The 17,947-nt window shown below is 67.5% G+C and carries 16 protein-coding genes; 11 read left to right on the forward strand and 5 right to left on the reverse strand.

Annotated features, from left to right (window positions below; translation table 11 throughout):
• Nucleotides 1–34: 34 nt before the first annotated feature.
• Both SH203_RS14675 and tdh read left to right on the forward strand, forming a co-directional pair.
• On the forward strand, nucleotides 35–1,225 hold the full coding sequence (locus SH203_RS14675; RefSeq protein WP_087121708.1) for a glycine C-acetyltransferase: 1,191 nt from the start codon (nucleotides 35–37) through the stop codon (nucleotides 1,223–1,225).
• A gap of 174 nt (nucleotides 1,226–1,399) precedes the next feature.
• The gene (gene tdh, locus SH203_RS14680; RefSeq protein WP_200808974.1) at nucleotides 1,400–2,440 is read left to right on the forward strand and encodes an L-threonine 3-dehydrogenase; all 1,041 of its coding nucleotides are present in this window, start codon (nucleotides 1,400–1,402) and stop codon (nucleotides 2,438–2,440) included.
• Between the two features lie 15 nt (nucleotides 2,441–2,455).
• Here the strand turns inward: tdh and SH203_RS14685 are convergent, their stop codons facing one another.
• Entirely contained in the window at nucleotides 2,456–3,475 is a 1,020-nt protein-coding gene (locus SH203_RS14685) for a DNA topoisomerase IB (protein WP_087121740.1), read from the reverse strand.
• 113 nt (nucleotides 3,476–3,588) lie between these two features.
• Here SH203_RS14685 and rlmJ point away from each other — a divergent pair, with 113 nt between their 5' ends.
• Nucleotides 3,589–4,395, forward strand: a complete 807-nt coding sequence (rlmJ, locus tag SH203_RS14690; RefSeq protein ID WP_087121710.1) for a 23S rRNA (adenine(2030)-N(6))-methyltransferase RlmJ — start codon at nucleotides 3,589–3,591, stop codon at nucleotides 4,393–4,395.
• 22 nt (nucleotides 4,396–4,417) lie between these two features.
• Complete coding sequence (locus SH203_RS14695; RefSeq protein ID WP_087121711.1) at nucleotides 4,418–5,149, forward strand: GMP synthase; 732 nt, start codon at nucleotides 4,418–4,420, stop codon at nucleotides 5,147–5,149.
• Here SH203_RS14695 and SH203_RS14700 read toward each other — a convergent pair.
• Nucleotides 5,146–6,204: a YeiH family protein gene (locus SH203_RS14700; RefSeq protein ID WP_087121712.1), complete on the reverse strand. Its 1,059-nt coding sequence runs from the start codon at nucleotides 6,202–6,204 to the stop codon at nucleotides 5,146–5,148. The genes SH203_RS14695 and SH203_RS14700 overlap by 4 nt on opposite strands.
• Nucleotides 6,205–6,281: 77 nt before the next feature.
• Here SH203_RS14700 and SH203_RS14705 point away from each other — a divergent pair, with 77 nt between their 5' ends.
• On the forward strand, nucleotides 6,282–7,157 hold the full coding sequence (locus tag SH203_RS14705) for a LysR family transcriptional regulator (protein WP_087121713.1): 876 nt from the start codon (nucleotides 6,282–6,284) through the stop codon (nucleotides 7,155–7,157).
• Between the two features lie 47 nt (nucleotides 7,158–7,204).
• Here SH203_RS14705 and hemF read toward each other — a convergent pair whose 3' ends face one another.
• Nucleotides 7,205–8,086: an oxygen-dependent coproporphyrinogen oxidase gene (gene hemF / locus SH203_RS14710; protein ID WP_087121741.1), complete on the reverse strand. Its 882-nt coding sequence runs from the start codon at nucleotides 8,084–8,086 to the stop codon at nucleotides 7,205–7,207.
• Nucleotides 8,087–8,190: 104 nt separating this feature from the next.
• On the opposite strand from hemF, the gene SH203_RS14715 reads away from it, so the two are divergent.
• Nucleotides 8,191–9,465: a dipeptidase gene (locus SH203_RS14715; RefSeq protein ID WP_087121714.1), complete on the forward strand. Its 1,275-nt coding sequence runs from the start codon at nucleotides 8,191–8,193 to the stop codon at nucleotides 9,463–9,465.
• Here the strand turns inward: SH203_RS14715 and SH203_RS14720 are convergent.
• Complete coding sequence (locus tag SH203_RS14720) at nucleotides 9,456–9,911, reverse strand: tRNA (cytidine(34)-2'-O)-methyltransferase (protein ID WP_087121715.1); 456 nt, start codon at nucleotides 9,909–9,911, stop codon at nucleotides 9,456–9,458. The genes SH203_RS14715 and SH203_RS14720 overlap by 10 nt on opposite strands.
• Before the next feature lie 194 nt (nucleotides 9,912–10,105).
• Between SH203_RS14720 and petA the strand changes: the two genes are divergently transcribed.
• From petA to SH203_RS14745, 5 genes are all read left to right on the forward strand, one after another.
• On the forward strand, nucleotides 10,106–10,663 hold the full coding sequence (gene petA / locus SH203_RS14725; RefSeq protein ID WP_087121716.1) for a ubiquinol-cytochrome c reductase iron-sulfur subunit: 558 nt from the start codon (nucleotides 10,106–10,108) through the stop codon (nucleotides 10,661–10,663).
• A gap of 15 nt (nucleotides 10,664–10,678) precedes the next feature.
• Nucleotides 10,679–11,983 (forward strand): cytochrome b N-terminal domain-containing protein, encoded by a 1,305-nt coding sequence (locus SH203_RS14730; RefSeq protein ID WP_087121717.1) that lies wholly within the window; start codon nucleotides 10,679–10,681, stop codon nucleotides 11,981–11,983.
• 5 nt (nucleotides 11,984–11,988) lie between these two features.
• The gene (locus SH203_RS14735) at nucleotides 11,989–12,864 is read left to right on the forward strand and encodes a cytochrome c1 (protein ID WP_087121718.1); all 876 of its coding nucleotides are present in this window, start codon (nucleotides 11,989–11,991) and stop codon (nucleotides 12,862–12,864) included.
• A 149-nt stretch (nucleotides 12,865–13,013) separates the two neighbouring features.
• Nucleotides 13,014–14,681, forward strand: a complete 1,668-nt coding sequence (locus SH203_RS14740) for a M28 family metallopeptidase (RefSeq protein ID WP_087121719.1) — start codon at nucleotides 13,014–13,016, stop codon at nucleotides 14,679–14,681.
• A gap of 74 nt (nucleotides 14,682–14,755) precedes the next feature.
• Nucleotides 14,756–16,399: a M28 family peptidase gene (locus tag SH203_RS14745; RefSeq protein WP_087121720.1), complete on the forward strand. Its 1,644-nt coding sequence runs from the start codon at nucleotides 14,756–14,758 to the stop codon at nucleotides 16,397–16,399.
• A 3-nt stretch (nucleotides 16,400–16,402) separates the two neighbouring features.
• Here the strand turns inward: SH203_RS14745 and SH203_RS14750 are convergent, their stop codons facing one another.
• Entirely contained in the window at nucleotides 16,403–17,833 is a 1,431-nt protein-coding gene (locus SH203_RS14750; RefSeq protein ID WP_087121721.1) for a short-chain fatty acyl-CoA regulator family protein, read from the reverse strand.
• Between the last annotated feature and the right edge of the window lie 114 nt (nucleotides 17,834–17,947).

Consider the following 17,947-nt stretch of genomic DNA (forward strand, 5'->3'; position numbering starts at 1 on the left):
GAAACGTGCGCGATTTGCGCGTAGGGCGGATGGCATGACCCAGACCTTCTATGATCGCGTCGCCAGCGAATTGTCAGACATCGACGCACAGGGCCTGACCAAGCCCGAACGGGTGATCGCCTCGCGTCAGGGACCGGTGATCCAGGTCGCCGGGCGCGACGTGCTGAACTTCTGCGCCAACAACTATCTTGGCCTGGCGGGCGATGAGCGCGTGGCTCAGGCCGGGATGGCGGCGCAGGCGAAATGGGGGGCGGGCACGGCCTCGGTGCGCTTCATCTGCGGCACGCTGGAAATCCACAAGGAACTGGAAGCGGCCATCGCGGCCTATCTGGGTTTCGAAGACGCCATCCTGTTCGCCGCCGCCTTCGACGCCAACGGCGGCGTCTTCGAGCCGCTGTTCGGCGAGAATGACGCCATTGTCTCCGACAGCCTGAACCACGCATCAATCATTGACGGCGTGCGGCTGTGCAAGGCCAAACGCTATCGGTTCGCCAACTCCGACATGGATGAACTGGAGACCCGCCTGAAGGAGGCGCGTGACGCCGGGGCGCGGGAGATCATCATCGCCACCGACGGCGCCTTCTCGATGGACGGCTATATCGCCAAGCTGAATGAAATCCGTGCCTTGGCGGACAAATATAATGCTTTGATCATGGTCGATGACTGCCATGCGACGGGTTTCCTGGGGCCGAAGGGACGAGGCTCGTTCGCGCATCACGGGGTCGAGGTGGACTTTGTCACCGGCACCTTCGGCAAGGCGCTGGGCGGGGCCATGGGCGGCTTTATCTGCGCCAAGAAGTCGGTGGTCGAACTGCTGAAGCAACGGGCGCGGCCCTATCTGTTCTCCAACGCCCTGGCGCCCGCCGTGTGCGGATCGAGCCTTGAGGCCATCCGCATCGCGCAAGGCGATGAGGGCGACGCCCTGCGCACCCGCCTGTCGGCCAACGCCCATCGCTATCGCGGGGCCATGGCGGATGCGGGGTTCACCTTGCTGGAGGGCGAGCATCCGATCATTCCGGTCATGCTGGGCGACGCCAGGCTGGCGCAGGATTTCGCGGCGCGGGCGCTGGAACTGGGCGTCTATGTGATCGGGTTTTCCTTCCCTGTGGTGCCGCGCGGTCAGGCCCGCATCCGCACCCAGATGTCGGCGGCCCATACGTTCGAACAGATCGACCAGACGGTCGCGGCCTTCACCAAGGCGGGCCGGGAGCTGGGCGTCATCTAGCCGTTTTTGGCGGTCATCTTCGGGTTTGTCCCTAGGAGCCATCGCTCCGTCGCGCGATGGCCGTTTGTCAGCGACGGGAAAATACAGGGCGAGGAGGCGTGGGGCCTCAGCCATAGGCCCTCGGGATAAACCCGAGGGTGACGAACAACGAGGAACGCCGTCATGACCGAGACGATGAAAGCCCTGGCCAAGACCGGCCCTGTGCAGGGGCTGGAGCTGATCGATGCGCCGATCCCCGTGGCGGGGCCGGAAGACGTGCTGATCAAGGTGCATCGCACCGCCGTCTGCGGCACCGACATCCACATCTGGAACTGGGACGAATGGTCCCAGAAGAACGTCCCGACCCCGATGATCACCGGCCACGAATTCGCCGGCGAGATCGTCGCCATCGGCAAGGAGGTGGATCGCCGCCTGAAGGTCGGCCAGCGCGTCTCGGCCGAGGGCCACGTCATCGACCTGAACTCCGAGGCCGCCCGCGCCGGTCACTTCCACCTGGACCCAGCGACCATGGGCATCGGCGTGAACCGTCAGGGGGCCTTCGCCGAATATGTGGTGGCCCCGGCCTTCAACGTCATCGAACTGCCTGAGGACGTGCCCTATGAGATCGGCTCGATCCTGGACCCGTTCGGCAATGCGGTTCACACCGCGCAACAGTTCGACCTGCTGGGCGAGGACGTTCTGGTCACGGGCGCCGGTCCCATCGGCATGATGGCCGCCGCCGTGGCGCGTCATGCGGGGGCGCGGACGGTGGTCCTGACCGACATCAACGACTTCCGGCTCGATCTGGCGCAGAAGGTCGCCCCCGGCATTCGTGCGGTGAACACGACCAAGGAAGACCTGAAGGACGTCATGCACGAGCTGGGCCTTAAGGTCGGCTTCGACGTGGCGCTGGAGATGTCGGGCTCGCCCGTCGCCTTCAAGCAATGCGTGGACACCCTGATCATGGGCGGCGGCATGGCCATGCTGGGCATTCCGGCCAAGCCGATGGAGACGGACTGGGGCGCGATCATCCTGAAGGCCCTGACCATCAAGGGCGTCTATGGCCGCGAAATGTTCACCACCTGGCGCAAGATGCTGGGCCTGCTGAAGGCCGGTCTGGACCTCAGCCCCCTGATCACCCACCGCCTCGGCTACGCCGACTATCGCGAAGGCTTCGAGGCGATGAAGTCGGGTCAGTCGGGCAAGGTGGTGCTGGACTGGAACAAGGCCGCCTGAGACGACAGGCGCTGATCAGGCCGAGAGGTGTTTGATCAGCGCCTTTTCGAACCCCTTCGTCTCCGATCCGGGCAGGGTCTTGGCGATCTCGCCGCTTTCGAACAGGGCGAAGACCTTGGGGTGGACGTAGGAGGCGCGGCACACGGTCGGGGTGTTGCCCAGGAGGCCCGCGACGGCCTTGACGCAGACGGTGATCTTTCGCCTGGCGTCGGTGGGCGAGGTCGCCGCCTCCATGTCGCGCAGCGCCCGCGCGGCCGAGACGGTGCCCGCCCAGGTACGGAAATCCTTGGCCGAAAACTGATCGCCCATCGCGTCGCGGATGTAGGCGTTCACGTCATCGGAATCGACCGGACACAGCGTGCCGTCCGCCGAACGGTATTTGAACAGCTGCTGGCCGGGCAGACCCTCCAGTTCACGCACGACGCGGGCCAGACGGCGGTCCTTGACGCTGACGCTATGATCCTTGCCGCTCTTGCCGCGAAACTCGAACGTCAAGGCCGCCCCATCCACGTCCAGATGGCGCTTGTGCAGGGTTGTCAGCCCATAGCTGCGGTTCTGCTTGGCGTAGATGGAGTTGCCGACCCGGATCAGGGTGATCTCCAACAGGCGGACGGCGGTGGCCAGCACCTTGTCGCGACACACGCCGCGCAGGGCCAGATCATGCTCAACCTTGTCGCGCAGTCTCGGCAGGGCGCGCGAAAAGGCGGGCAGTTTGTCGAACTTGTTCTCGGACCGGGCCGCGCTCCAGTCGTTGTGATAGCGATACTGTTTCCTGCCCTTCACGTCGCGGCCGGTCGCCTGGATATGGCCGTTGGCCTTGGGACAGATCCAGACGTCGGTCCAGGCGGGCGGTATGGCTAGGGCGCGGATGCGGGCCAGAGTTTTGGCGTCGGTCACCGTCTGGCCCCTGGCGTCCTTGTACGACCAACCCTTGCCGGAGCGGCGGCGGGTCAGGCCGGCGAACTCGTCGCTGCAATAGCTGAGGCCCTTAGGGACTTCGGCGGCGATGTCGAAGGCGTGCGATCCGTCGGCCATGCGCCGCATTTCCTTTTGCTCGGCATTTCAGCCGTGTGCTGACAAGCGACGAACGCGACGCCGAGGCGGCGAGTTCCGCTTGACCCGTGAGGCCGGGCGGGGGACGAGGCGGCATGAACTATCGCCACAGCTTTCACGCCGGAAACTTCGCCGATCTGGTCAAACACGCCCTGGTGCTGTGGCTGGTGAAGGAGGTCCGGCCGTCCGTAGTTTTGGACACCCACGCCGGGGCGGGGCTTTACGACCTGTCGGGCGATGCGGCGCGGTCGAAGGAGGCCGAGGCCGGGGTGGCGCGGTTGATGAGCGCCGAGGGGCGTCCGCCGCTGATCGATGCCCTGGCGGAGCGGGTGGCGGGGTTCAACCCGGACGGCGGGGTGCGGTTCTATCCGGGATCGCCGCTGTTGATCGCGGACGCGCTGGAACAGGGCGGCCGCTATGTCGGGTTCGAGCTGAACCCGCCAGTGCGCCAGATGCTGAGCGAGGCGCTTCAGGGCCGTGCGAACGCCGAGGCGCGCGAGGGCGACGGCTATGCTCTGGCGGTTGCGGAGGCGGCCAAGGCGCGCGGGCCGCTGGTGCTGATCGACCCGCCGTTCGAAAAGCCCGACGACTATGCGCGCGCGGCCGAAACGGCGATCGCGGTAGTGCGGCGCGATCCGAAGGCGACGGTGGCCATCTGGACGCCGTTGAAGGATCTGGAAACCTTCGACGCCTTCATTCGACGTTTGCAGGGGCGGGCGGGGCCGACGCTGGTCGCAGAGGCGCGGCTCAGGCCCCTGACCAATCCGATGAAGATGAACGGCTGCGCCATGGTGGTGGTCAATCCGCCGCAAGGGGGCGAGGCGGCGGCGGACGAAATCTGCGGCTGGGCGGCCAGGGCTCTGGGCGACGCCGGCGGGCGGGCAGAGGTCTGGACCTTCTGATGCGACGCCTTAGGGTGACGCCATGACCCGCATCGCCATTCTGGAAACCGGCCATCCGCCCGATCATCTGAAGGACGACTTCGATGATTATCCCGCGCGGTTCCGGGCCTTGCTGGGCGAGGGCGTGCCGACGACGCGGTTCAATGTGCAGGCGGGCCATCTGCCGGACGATGCCGCCGCGTTTCAGGGAGCCATCGTCACCGGATCGGCGGCGGGCGTCTATGACGACCTGCCGTGGATTCCGCAGCTGATCGACTGGTTGAGGGCGGCGCGGGGCCGGACGCGGCTGGTGGGCATCTGCTTCGGCCATCAGGTGCTGGCCCATGCGTTCGGCGGCGCGGTGGAGAAGTCGCACAAGGGCTGGGGCGTGGGGCTGCACCGCTATGACGTGCGAGCGGCCGAGCCGTGGATGCATCCACGCGCGCGAACCATCGCCATTCCCGTTTCGCATCAGGATCAGGTGATCGCGATTTCGGAAGATGCGCGCGTGATCGCCTCCAGCGGCTTCACCCCCTATGCCGGCCTGGCCTGGGGCGAGGACGCCATTTCGTTCCAGTGCCACCCGGAGTTCCAGCCGGAGTATGCCGCGGCCCTGATCGAGGGACGACGCGGGACGCGCATCCCGCATCCGGTGGCGGACGAGGCGATCGATAGTCTGAAACGGCCCAACGACCGGGCGGTGCTGACCGCGTGGATCAGGGCCTTCCTGCTGCTCACCCCGCCCCCGGTCGAGGATCAGGGCAGCGGAATCTAGAGGCCCAGCAGGCGGATGAGCGCGAGCGCCAGCAGCACCAACGCGCTGAGGGACAGGACGACGGCGGCGACGACCCGGCCGCCGGCGCGGGCCACGGCCCGGATGTCCGTCTGCAGGCCCAGGGCGGCCATCGCCACGACGGTCAGCAAGCCCGACGCCGCCGCCATCGGCGACAGCAGGCCTTGCGGGATCAGGTCCAGCGAACGCAGGGCGATCATGACCAGGAAGCCGACGATGAACCAGGGCAGCAGCCGCGTCAGGCCCGGCCGTGGGGCGCCGGGCGCGCGGTCGCGGAAGATCAGCGACAGGGCCAGGATCACCGGCCCCAGCATCAGCACCCGCACCAGCTTGACCACCGTGCCGGTCTGGGTCGCGAGCGCGCCGAACGGGGAGGCGGCGGCCAGCACCTGAGGCACGGCATAGACGGTCAGCCCGGCCAGGGCGCCGTATTGAAGGCCGTTCAGATGGATCAGGCCGCCCAGCAGCGGCAGGGCCAGAACCACGATCACGCCGAACACGGCGGTGAAGGCGATGGAGGCCGCCACCTCTTCGCCGTCGGCGTCGATGACGGGAGCCACGGCGGCGATGGCCGAGTTGCCGCAGATGGCGTTGCCGCAGGCGACCAGCAGGGCCATGCGCGGGTTCAGACCCAGAGCGCGGCCGACCCCGAAACCGACGACGATTCCGAAGACGACCAGAAGTAGGATTCCGACGACGACGGATACGCCCAGCGACGACAGGGTCGCGGCGCTGACCGAGGCGCCCAGAAGCACCACCGCGATCTCCAGCAGCATCTTGGCCGAGAAGTCGATCCCGGCCTTGAACCGCACGTCGGGGGTCCAGGCGGTGCGGACGGCGGCGCCCAGCAGGATGGCCAGCACCAGCGGTTCCAGCCAGACATGACCGATCACGTCGCGCTCGATGCTGGTCAGGCCGATGGCCGCCAGCGTCACCAGCAGGCACAGCATGAGGCCCGGACCCCGCGACCGACCGAACGCCTTCAACGTCGCCAGATGGGGCGCGACGAGGGGGGCGGGCAGGGCGACGGACTTCATCTGGATGGGATGCGCCCCTTCTCGACGGCGGTCCAACGGATAGTTATGGTCGTTTCAATCCGATTTGGAGATCAATCGTGACCCTGGAACGTCTGCGTATCTTCGTCGCGGTGGCGGAACGCGACCATGTGACGGCGGCGGCGCGGGCGCTGAATCTGACGCAGTCGGCCGTTTCGAACGCCATCGCCGCGCTGGAGGGGGAACATGACGTGCGCCTGTTCGACCGGGTTGGGCGCGGGATCGTGCTGAACGAGACGGGTCGCGCCTTCCTGCCCGAGGCCAAGGCGGTGCTGGCGCGGGCGCAGGCGGCGGAGGCGGCGCTGGCGGACATGAGCGCGCTGCGGCGCGGGCGTCTGGCGGTGTTCGCCAGCCAGACCATCGCCAGCTATTGGCTGCCGCGCCGGCTGGTGGATTTTCACGCGGCCTATCCGGGCGTCGAACTGGCGGTTGAGATCGGCAATACGCGCGAGGCGGCGCAGGCCGTGTTGAGCGGCGCCGCCGAGATCGGACTGGTCGAAGGGGCGGTTGACGCGCCGGCCCTGTCGCAGACGCAGGTGGGGTCGGATCGGCTGGCCGTGCTGGTGACGCCGGACCATCCCTGGGCGACGCGGCGGGCGCTTGAGGCGCGGGACCTGACGGGTCAGCCGTGGGTGCTGCGCGAAGTCGGGTCGGGCACCCGTTCGACGCTGGAGGCGGCGGTGCGGGACGCGGGCGTCGATCCGGCCGAACTGTCCGTGACCATGACCCTGCCGTCCAACGAGGCGGTTCTGGCGGCGGCCGAGGCCGGGGCGGGGGCCACGGCCCTGTCGGAAAGCGTGGCCTATGCGTCGGTCGCGGCCGGGCGACTGGCGACGGCGCCCTTCACCCTGCCCGAACGGCCGTTCCGCCTGTTACGACACAGGGAACGCTATCGCAGCCGTGCGGGGGACGTGTTCGTGGAGGCGATGAGTTAAACTCCTCGGGTCAAGCCCGAGGATGACGGAAATGATTGTGGCTGGACCTAAGGCCACTTCACCATGGGCGGCATGGAGGACAGGATGGACTCGACGTTTCCGCCGGTCTTCAGACCGAACATGGTGCCGCGGTCGTAGAGCAGGTTGAACTCCACATAGCGGCCGCGTCGAACCAGCTGTTCCTCGCGCTCCTCCGCCGTCCAAGGCTCGGCCATGCGGGCGGCGACGATGCGGGGATAGACGTCCAGGAAGGCCAGGCCGATGTCGCGCGTGAAGGCGAAGTCGCGGTCGTAATCGCCGCTGTCGTGATGGTCGTAAAAGACGCCGCCGGTGCCGCGCGGCTCCTGGCGATGCGGCAGGTAGAAATACTGGTCGCACCAGGCCTTGTATCTGGCGTGCCAGTCCGGGTCGTGGGCGTCGCAGGCGGCCTTCATCGCGGCGTGGAAGGCCAGGGTGTCGGGATGGTCCTGACGTCGATCCGCCATCAGAACCGGCGTCAGGTCGCCGCCGCCGCCGAACCAGCTCTTGGTCGTGGCGATGAAGCGGGTGTTCATGTGAACCGCCGGCACGCGCGGGCTGACCGGATGGCAGATCAGGCTGATCCCGGTGGCGAAGAAGCGCGGATCGACGTCGGCGCCCGGCACGTTCTTGGCGTAGTCGGCGGGGAAGGCGCCGTGGACGGTCGAGACGTGGACCCCGACCTTCTCCAACAGCCGCCCATGCATCATGCCCATGACGCCGCCCCCGCCTTCGGGCCTTTCCCAGGCGGTGCGAACGAACCGGCCGGGTTCGCCGGGGAACAGATCGGCGGGGGCCGCATCCTCCAGCGCCTCGAAAGCGGCGTGAATGCGGTCGCGCAGGTGTTCGAACCAGGCGCGGGTCTCGACCTTCTTCAGGTCGAGCGGATCGGAGAAGACGGCGTCGCTCATGGGCCGCTTGAACCACGTCGCGCCCGCGCCGTCATCCGAAGAGGTTGCCAGCGGCCATCTGCTCACGGCTAATGGCCGCTCGCCGTTCTTCAGGAAAAGACACCATGCTGCGTCGCGCCGCCCTTCTTCTCGCCGTCTCCGTCGTGGCTTTGAGTGGGGCCATGAGCGGGGCAGCCCAGGCGCAAAGCGCCGCCAGCGAGGCGCGGGTCATGCAGCTCCTGAAGACCACGCCCCTGATCGACGGCCACAACGACCTGCCGTGGGCGCTGCGCCAGCAGTATGGAAACGACGTCCATGCGGTCGATCTGACGACGAACCTGTCGGCGTCCACCCGGCTGCACACCGACATCGCCCGGCTGCGGGCCGGCGGCGTGGGCGGTCAGTTCTGGTCCGTCTATGTGCCCGCCAGCCTGACCCCGCTGGAGGCGGTGGAGGAGACGTTCGAACAGATCGACACGGCCAAGCGCATCATCGGCGCCTATCCCGAGACCTTCGGCCTGGCGACCACGGCGGACCAGGTCGAGGCGGTGTTCAAGTCGGGCCGGATCGCCAGCCTGATCGGGATGGAGGGCGGCTACTCCATCGACGATTCCCTGGCCCTGTTGCGCGAATTCTATGGGGCCGGCGCGCGCTACATGACCCTGACCCACTCCAAGACCACGACCTGGGCCGACAGCGCGACGGACGCGCCGAAATGGGGCGGGCTCAGCCCGTTCGGGGAAGCGGTGGTCAAGGAGATGAATCGGCTGGGCATGATGGTCGACCTGAGCCACGTCTCCGAGGAGACGATGCTGGACGCCATGCGCGTGTCGGATGCGCCGGTGATCTTCTCGCACTCCTCGGCGCGGGCGGTGACGGATCATCCGCGAAACGTGCCGGATCGGGTGCTGCGGATGATGCCCGACGACGGCGGGATCGTGATGATCAACTTGGCGCCCGGCTTCGTGTCCGAGCGGGTGCGGGCCTGGAACGGCGCGCGGGCGGGCGAGGAGGCGCGGCTGAAGACGCTGAATCCCGGCGATCCCGGCGCGGTGGAGAGGGGGTTGAAGACGTGGGAGGCCGCCCATCCGACGCCCCAGGCCACGCTGGCGGACGTCGTGGCCCATATTCAGCACGTGCGGACGGTCGCGGGCGTCGATCACATCGGCCTGGGCGCCGATTTCGACGGCATCGGCAGCCTGCCGGAAGGCATGGGCGGCGTGGACGCCTATCCCCGCATCCTGGCCGCCCTGATGGACGCGGGCTGGACCGAGGCCGACATCCGCAAGATCGCCGGCGAGAATCTGCTGCGCGTCATGCGGGCGGTGGAGGCGGTCGCGGCGTCGAAGGCGAACGAACGGCCGTCACTGGCGCGGCCGGCGACGCCCGCTCAGGGCTGACCGACGCCGCCGGTCTGGCGCAGACCTTCCCACAGGGCGATGCCCGCCGTGACGGACAGATTCAGCGACCGGGCCTGCGGGCGCAGCGGCACGACGACGCGGGCGTCGGCGGCGGCGTGGACATGATCCGGCGCGCCCGCGCTCTCCTTGCCGAACAGCAGGATGTCGTCCGGCCGGAAAACGAAGTCGGGCAGGGGCGTGGCGCCCCTGGTGGTCAGCAGAATCAGCCGTCCGGCCGGGCGGTCGGCCTGAAACGCCTCCCAGTCCGCGTGCCGGGTCATGTGCGACAGAGGGCCGTAATCCAGGGCGGCGCGCTTCATCGCCCGGTCGTCGAATCGGAAGCCCGTCGGCTCGATCACATGCAGATCGACCCCGAAACAGGCCGAAAGCCGGATGCAGGCGCCGACGTTCTGAGGAATGTCCGGTTGAAAAAGGGCGAGACGCATTCTAAGCCCGTTGATACGCGCGACGAGGGGGTTTGTCGCGGTCTATTTGCGAGCGTTTCGCAAGAAACGTCAGCAGCTTGCGTCAGAGGGGCGCAGGTCAAGGGCCGTCGGGGAATCCTGCGTCGTTTGTTGGTTTGGCGCCGCGGCTGAGGAAGCCTCAAGAGCTTCTGTCGCGGCGATCGGGAGGTGGAAACTTGGCCGAATCGGTCGTGCATACCCAAGACGCTGGCAATCCCGAGAGCGGCGATCCCAATCGTCGCGACTTCATCTATATCGCGGCGGGCGCCGCGGCGGTCGGCGCGGGCGCGATGATCGCCTGGCCGCTGATCAACCAGATGAACCCGGCCGCCGACACCCTGGCCCTGGCCTCGATCGAGTTCGACCTGACCAAGGTTCAGGAAGGCCAGCAGGTCGTCATCAAATGGCAGGGCAAGCCGGTGTTCGTGCGTTACCGCACCCCGGCCGAGCTGCAGAAGGTCATCGCCGACGACCATGCGCCCGACCTGAAACAGCCCCAGACGGACGCCGAGCGCACCAAGCCGGGGCATGAGAAATATCTGGTCGTCATCGGTTCCTGCACCCACCTGGGCTGTGTGCCGACATTCGGCGCGGGCGATTACGGCGGGTGGTTCTGCCCCTGCCACGGCTCGCACTACGACGCCTCCGGCCGCATCAGAAAGGGGCCCGCGCCCCTGAACCTGGTGGTGCCGGACTACGACTATCTGTCCGACACCCGCGTCAAGATCGGCTGAGGACAAGGGGGGATCATGAGCGACCACGAGAGCACCTACGTCCCGAAGACGGGCGTCGAGAAATGGCTGGACAGCCGTCTGCCCATCATTCGCTTCGGCGCGGACTATATGTCCCTGCCGACGCCCAGAAACCTGAACTACTGGTGGACCTTCGGCGGCATCCTGGCCCTGTGCCTGGTGACGCAGATCGTCACCGGCATCGTTCTGGCCATGCACTATACGCCCAACGTCGACCTGGCCTTCGCCTCGGTCGAGCGCATCATGCGCGACGTGAACGGCGGCTGGCTGATCCGTTACGTCCACGCCAACGGCGCGTCGATGTTCTTCATCGCCGTCTATCTGCACATGCTGCGGGGCCTCTACTACGGCTCGTACAAGGCGCCGCGCGAGATGATCTGGATCATCGGCTGCGTGATCTTCTTCCTGATGATCGCCACCGCCTTCCTGGGCTACGTCCTGCCGTGGGGCCAGATGTCCTTCTGGGGCGCCGAGGTCATCACCAATCTGATCGGGGCCATCCCCGGCGTGGGCGAGCCGATCCTGATCTGGCTGCGCGGCGGCCCGGCGATCGACAATGCGACGCTGAACCGCTTCTTCTCGCTGCACTATCTGCTGCCGTTCGCCATTCTGGGCTGCGTGGTGCTGCACCTGTGGGCGCTGCACGCGGCGGGTCAGAACAACCCCGTCGGCATTCTGATCCCCAAGGATCGTCAGGCAAAGGACACGCTGCCCTTCCACCCGTATTTCACGGTCAAGGACGGGTTCGCCATCATCCTGTTCCTGATCCTGTTCGCGATCTTCGTCTTCTATCAGCCGAACGCCCTGGGCCACGCGGACAACTACATCCCCGCCAACCCGCTGCAGACGCCGGCGCACATCGTGCCCGAATGGTACATGCTGCCCTTCTACGCCATCCTGCGCGCCATCCCGGACAAGTTCGGCGGCGTGGTGGCGATGTTCAGCGCCATCGGCGTGCTGTTCGTCCTGCCCTGGCTGGATACGTCCAAGGTGCGCTCCATGCGCTATCGCCCGACGATGCGGACCTTCTTCATCATCTTCCTGGTGGTGGGCGTGGGCCTGGGCTGGTGTGGCGGACAACTGCCGGACGCCCACGTGATCGGCTCGTTCAAGACCTTCACCCTCTTCGACGGCGACCTGAACAGCTATCTGTGGCTGACGCGCCTGTTCACCCTCTACTACTTCGTCTTCTTCCTGGTGATCATGCCGCTGGTCGGACTGAAGGAGCAACCGCTGCCGATCCCGGCGACGATTTCCGAGCCGGTGCTGACCGGCGTGGGCGCCGTCGAGCATAAGGGGTGAGGGGTATGACGATCGGAACCAAGACCATGTCGTTCAAGACGATCATCGCCTCGGCCGCCGTCGCGCTGGGCCTGCTGGGCGCCGCCGCGCCCGCCTTGGCCTCGGGGGCCGCGTCCCACCCGCGCTCGGGCGGTTTCAGCTTCGAGGGGCCGTTCGGGACCTATGACCAGGGCCAGCTGCAACGCGGCTACAAGGTCTATCACGAGGTCTGCTCGGCCTGTCACAGCATGAACCTGATGCACTATCGGAACCTGGGCGACCGTCATGGGCCGTTCTGGAATCCGAAGTATCCGAACCCGAACGACAACCCCGTCGTGAAGGCTCTGGCCAAGGAAGTGCAGGTCGGCGACATCGACAGCGAGACCGGCGAGCCGATCCAGCGCGACGCCACGCCGGCCGACAAGTTCCGCAGCCCCTATCCGAACGCCACGGCGGCGGCGGCGGGCAACGGCGGCGCCGCGCCGCCCGACCTGTCGGTGATGGCCAAGGCCCGTCACGACGGCGCCAACTACATCTATTCGTTGCTGTCGGGGTATCGGAACCCGCCGGCCGGCCTGACTATCCGCGACGGCCAGCACTACAACCCCTATATGGCGGGCGACCTGACGCCGTTCTGGAACGGCGACCACAAGCACGTTCCGCCCGGCGGCTTCATCGCCATGCCGCCGCCGCTGAAGGACGGCCTCGTCACCTATGACGACGGGTCGCCCCAGACGGTGGATCAATACGCCAAAGACGTGGCCGCCTTTATCGCCTGGACGTCCGAACCGAAGATGGTGGAGCGCAAACAGGCCGGCTTCGGCGTGCTGATCTATCTGCTGATCTTCGCGGGCGTCACCTACGCCGCCTACCGCCGCATCTGGAAGGGCGTCGCCCACTAAGACGAACGTCAGAGTGAAAATCCTTAGCCCGCCGAAGTTCGCTTCGGCGGGCTTTTCGTTTGTGACGATTGGTCCGCGACACGGAATCGACACGATGGGTTCGGCCGCCTAGGGTCCGGCATCGTTTTCGGCTGTGGGGCCTATCCATCATGCGTCTTGTCTCTTCGTTCGCCGCCGTTCTGTTGGCGGGCGCCGCCCTGTCGGCCTGCGCCACGGCGCCCGATCCGGGGGCGGTCCACACCGTTCCGGCCTTCGATGCGGCGCGCATCTCGCAGGACATCAAGACGTTGTCGGACGACAGCTTCGAAGGGCGCGGCATCGCCACCCCGGCGGAAGAGAAAGTCATCCGTTATCTGAGCGAAGGTTACGCCGCCGCCGGCTTCCAGCCGGGCGGGCCGAACGGCCAATGGACGCAGGACGTGATCCTGAACCGCTTCGTCCAGTCCAACGTCCACGCCTCGCTGAAACTGGGCGACTGGACCCTGCCGATGACGCAGGGGCGAGAGGTGGCGATCTCCACCCGCCGCCCGGCCGAACACGTCAGCCTGAAGGACGCACCGCTGGTCTTCGTCGGCTATGGCATCAATGCGCCCGAGCGCCAGTGGAACGACTTCAAGGGCCAGGATCTGCGCGGCAAGATCCTGGTCGTGCTGGTCAATGAAGCGGACTTCGAGGAGCCGGCGCTGAACACCTTCGGCGGCAAGGCCATGACCTATTACGGTCGCTGGACCTACAAATACGAAGAGGCGGCCAGACAAGGCGCGGCGGGCGTGCTGATCGTCCATGAGACGGCCCCGGCCTCCTATGGCTGGCAGACGGTGGCCAACTCGTGGGGCGTGCCGCAGTTCGACATCCTGCGCCAGAACGCGGCGGCCGAGCGCGTGCCGATGGAGGGCTGGATTCAGCGCGACGTGGCGGTCGATCTGTTCCGCCGTGCGGGTCTGGATTTCGAGGCGCTGAAGGTTCAGGCGCGCAGCCGCGATTTCCAGCCCGTCGCCCTGACCGGCGCTTCCTTCTCGACCGAGTTCGACGTGGCGACCAACCAGGTCACAAGTCACAACATCATCGCCCGCCTGCCGGGAACGACCCACCCGGACGAGACGGTCCTCTACACCGCCCACTGGGATCATATCGGCATGGGCGAGCCGGACGCGACCGGCGACCGCATCTTCAACGGTGCCGTCGACAACGCCTCGGGCACGGCGGGCCTGCTGGAACTGGCGCGGATGTTCGGCGGCGCGCCGCGCACCGAACGCTCCATCGTCATGATCAGCTTCACCGGCGAGGAAAGCGGCCTGTTGGGCTCGGAATACTATGCGGTGAACCCGGTCTATCCGCTGGCCCGGACGGTCGGCGGCTTCAATATGGATTCGATGAACGTCTATGGCCGCGTCAGGGGACTGGGCGTCACGGGCTATGGTCAGTCGGACTTCGACGAGCGGCTGGCGACGGCGATTCAGCCGCAGGGGCGCACCCTGGTTCCCGATCATGAGAATGCGGCCGGCACCTATTACCGTTCGGACCACTTCCCCCTGGCCAAGCGCGGCGTGCCGATGGCCTATGCCGGCAGCCGAGGCGATTTCCGCGATGCGCCGGTCGCAGAGCGCGAGGCGGCGCGTTCCGAATACGGGGCCAAACGCTATCACCAGGCGGCGGACGAATGGTCGCCGGACTGGGACTATCGCGGCATGATCGAGGATCTGACGGTCTTCTACGACGTCGGTCGCGCCCTGGCCGACAGCCGCGACTGGCCGCAGTGGAAGTCGGGTTCGGAGTTCGCGCCGGTTCGCGCGACGACGGCGTCACAGCGCCGCTGATTTAAATTGCACCATCCAGACGGGGCGGGGAGGCGTCTCCGCCCCGTTCGTCGTGTTCGCATCGAGTAAGCCCCATGATTCTTCGCCGCTCATCCGTCGTCGCCTTCGCCGCCCTGGCCTTGGCTGCCTGCGCCACCACGCCGGTCCAGCCCCCCAGACAGCCGGCGGACGCCTTCGCCATCGCCTCGGCCGCCACGCCGCGGTTCAGCGCCCAGCGCCTGTCGGATGACATCAAATATCTGGCGTCGGACGAGATGGAGGGGCGGTTCCCCGGTCTGGTCGGCGAACGGCTGACCCTGGCCTATCTGCAGGCCCAGTATGAGGCGATGGGGCTTGAGCCGGGCGGGCGTGACGGCTCGTGGCTGCAGCCGGTCGAACTGGTGCGGTTCACGCCGCAGCGGGCGCCGACGGCGGCCTGGACGGGGGCGGATGGAGCGCGCCACGTCCTGACCTCGGGAACCGACATCACCCTGCGGGCGGGGGCGGCCGATCCCGTGGTGGCGATCACCGGCGCGCCGCTGGTCTTCGTCGGCTACGGCATCTCCGCCCCGACCTGGGACGACTATGGCGCGGCGGACCTGACCGGCAAGGTCGCGGTCGTGTTGCGGGGCCAGCCGGACAGCATGGGGGCGGACCCCAACTTCTATGGCTCGACCACGCACAAGATGCAGGAGGCGCTGAGGCGCGGCGCCGTGGGCGTCATCACCCTGCAGGATCAGGACAACCGCTGGCGTCGGGCCGTGGGCGGGGCGACCTGGCCGCAGATGACGATCAAGGGCGCCCAGGACGCGCGCTTCACCGGGGCGATCAACCTGGCGACGGCGACGGCCATCGGCGGCCCGGCGCTGGAGGCGGCCTTGGCCAAGGCCAAGACCGGCGCGCTGGGCGGCGCGGTCGATCTGGGCGCGCGTCTGGACGTGGACATCGCGGAAACCACCGAGGTCATCCACTCCAACAACCTGCTGGCCAAGATCCCCGGCACGGAGCGGCCGGACGAATATGTCTTCTATTCCGCCCACTGGGACCACATCGGCAAGGCCAGGACGCCCAACGCCGAGGGCGACGACATTTTCAACGGCGCCTGGGACAATGCGTCGGGCACCGCCGGGCTGATCGAGATGGCGCGGGCGTTCAAGGCGGGACCGGCGCCGAAACGCACCGTGGTCTTCCTGCACGTCACGGCCGAGGAGCAGGGGCTGCTGGGGTCGGAAGCCTATGCCGCCGATCCGGTCTATCCGCTGGCCAGGACGGCGGCCGACATCAACATCGACATGCTGCCCTTCACGCCCGCGACGCGGGACGTGGCCGTGTTCGGCGTCGGCAAGTCGGAGCTGGAGGACATCTTGGGCCGGTTCGCCGCGGTGCAGGGACGGGTCGTGACCGGCGACGGCTATCCCGAGGAAGGCTTCTACTACCGTTCGGACCACTTCAACTTCGCCGCCGGCGGGGTGCCGGCCCTGATGCCGTGGACGGGGCGCGATTTCGTCGAGGGCGGGATCGAGACGGGCAAGCCCTATTACGAGGGGCAGATGGACCGCTACTATCACAAGCTGACGGACGAATGGCGGGCCGACTATGACTTCACGGCGGCCCTGCAGAACCTGGACCTGCTGTATCGTCTGGGGCTGACGGTCGCCGACAGCGCGTCCTGGCCGGCGTGGAAGCCGACGGCGGAATTCAACGCCATCCGCGACCGCACGGCCGATCAGCGGCGCTAGGCGTCAGGCCGCGCCGAACGGATAGGGGCTGACCGACTTGGACCAGTCATCGACCGCCAGGGGGCGGTCGATGGGGGCGGCGGCGCGCTCGGCGCAGGGGTGGCGGTGACACAGGCGGCAGGCGGGGCCAATGGGCGTCACGTCCGGGCTGTCGAGGTCCAGGCCTCGCGCATAGGCCAGGCGATGGGCGTGACGCAGTTCGCAGCCCAGACCCACGGCCAGGTCATGGCTCTCGCCATAGCCGTCGTGCCCCTGGCGCTCGACCGTGCGGGCGAAGGTGAACCAGCGATTGCCGTCCGGCGTCTCGATGATCTGGGTGACGATGCGGCCCGGCGTGCGGAAGGCCGAGTGCAGACGCCAGCGCGGGCAGGCGCCGCCGAAACGCGAGAAGGGGAAGGCCCCGGCCGCATAGCGTTTGGAGATATTGCCCGCCTGGTCGACCCGCATCAGGAAGAACGGCACGCCCCGCGCGGTCGGGCGCGACAGGGTGGTCAGCCGGTGCGCCGCCTGCTCGTAGCTGACGCCGAACCGGGCCTGGAGACGGGCCAGATCGTAGCCGCCGTCCTCGGCCGCGCGCTGGAAGGCGGCGTAGGGCATCAGGACGGCGGCGGCCAGGGTGTTGGTCAGGGCGACCTTCAACAGGGCGCGTGTGGCGGCGTCAGGCGCTGAGGACGCCTCGACCATCTGATGCAGGGCCGGGCCGTGTTCGGCCAGGGCCAGTTGATAGGCGATGGCGAAGGCGCGGGACGACGGCCCCAGGGTGTCCGACAGCAGCAGGCGGCGGCGGTGCAGGTCGTATCGGCGTGTCCACTCCACCATGACCTCGGCCGGCAGGGTGCGGACGCCCAGATCATGGCGGGCCGCCAGTCGCTGGCGTGCGGCGGGTTCGAACCCGTCGGCGTGGACGGGCGCCTCGGCCGTCAGGGCGTCGGCCAGCGCCTCGCCCATCTGGTCCAGTTCGGGGAAGTGATTGCCGCGCGACTGGATGTATTCGCGCACCCAGTCGGCCGGGCTGGATTCGACCAGACCCTCGCCGGTCTCGGCGGCGGCGCGGGCCCTGGCGCGGCCGTCGTCGAACGCCTGATAGAGACGCAACAGGGCGTCGGCGACGCCGGGGGCCTCTTCCAGCAGCTGCACCAACTCATGCCGGGGGGCGGACAGGCCCTTGAATAACGGGTCGGTCAGGATTTCGGCCAGGCGCGCTTCGTCGGCCGCGCCCGCCTGGTTCAGGCTGCGCAAATCGACGTCATAGGTGTCGGCCAGACGCAGTAGAAGCTGGGCCGACACGGGGCGCTGGTTGCGCTCTATGTGGTTGAGATAGCTGGGGGAAACGCCGAGGTCCGCCGCCATCGCCGTCTGGGTCAGCGACAGGTCGCGGCGCAACCGCTTAAGGCGCGCGCCAAGGAACAGTTTGCGATCGACCGCCGTATCCATATCGACAGGGTGTCATGATGTGACTGGCTGTGTAAAGTCACGTTGTGACATAGTGACTCCTATATCGGCGCTGGCGCTGTGTCATTCGTGACTTAGGCGTGTTCTTGTCTGCGG

It is taken from the genome of Brevundimonas sp. SH203 (assembly GCF_002157625.1).
Lineage (GTDB): Bacteria > Pseudomonadota > Alphaproteobacteria > Caulobacterales > Caulobacteraceae > Brevundimonas.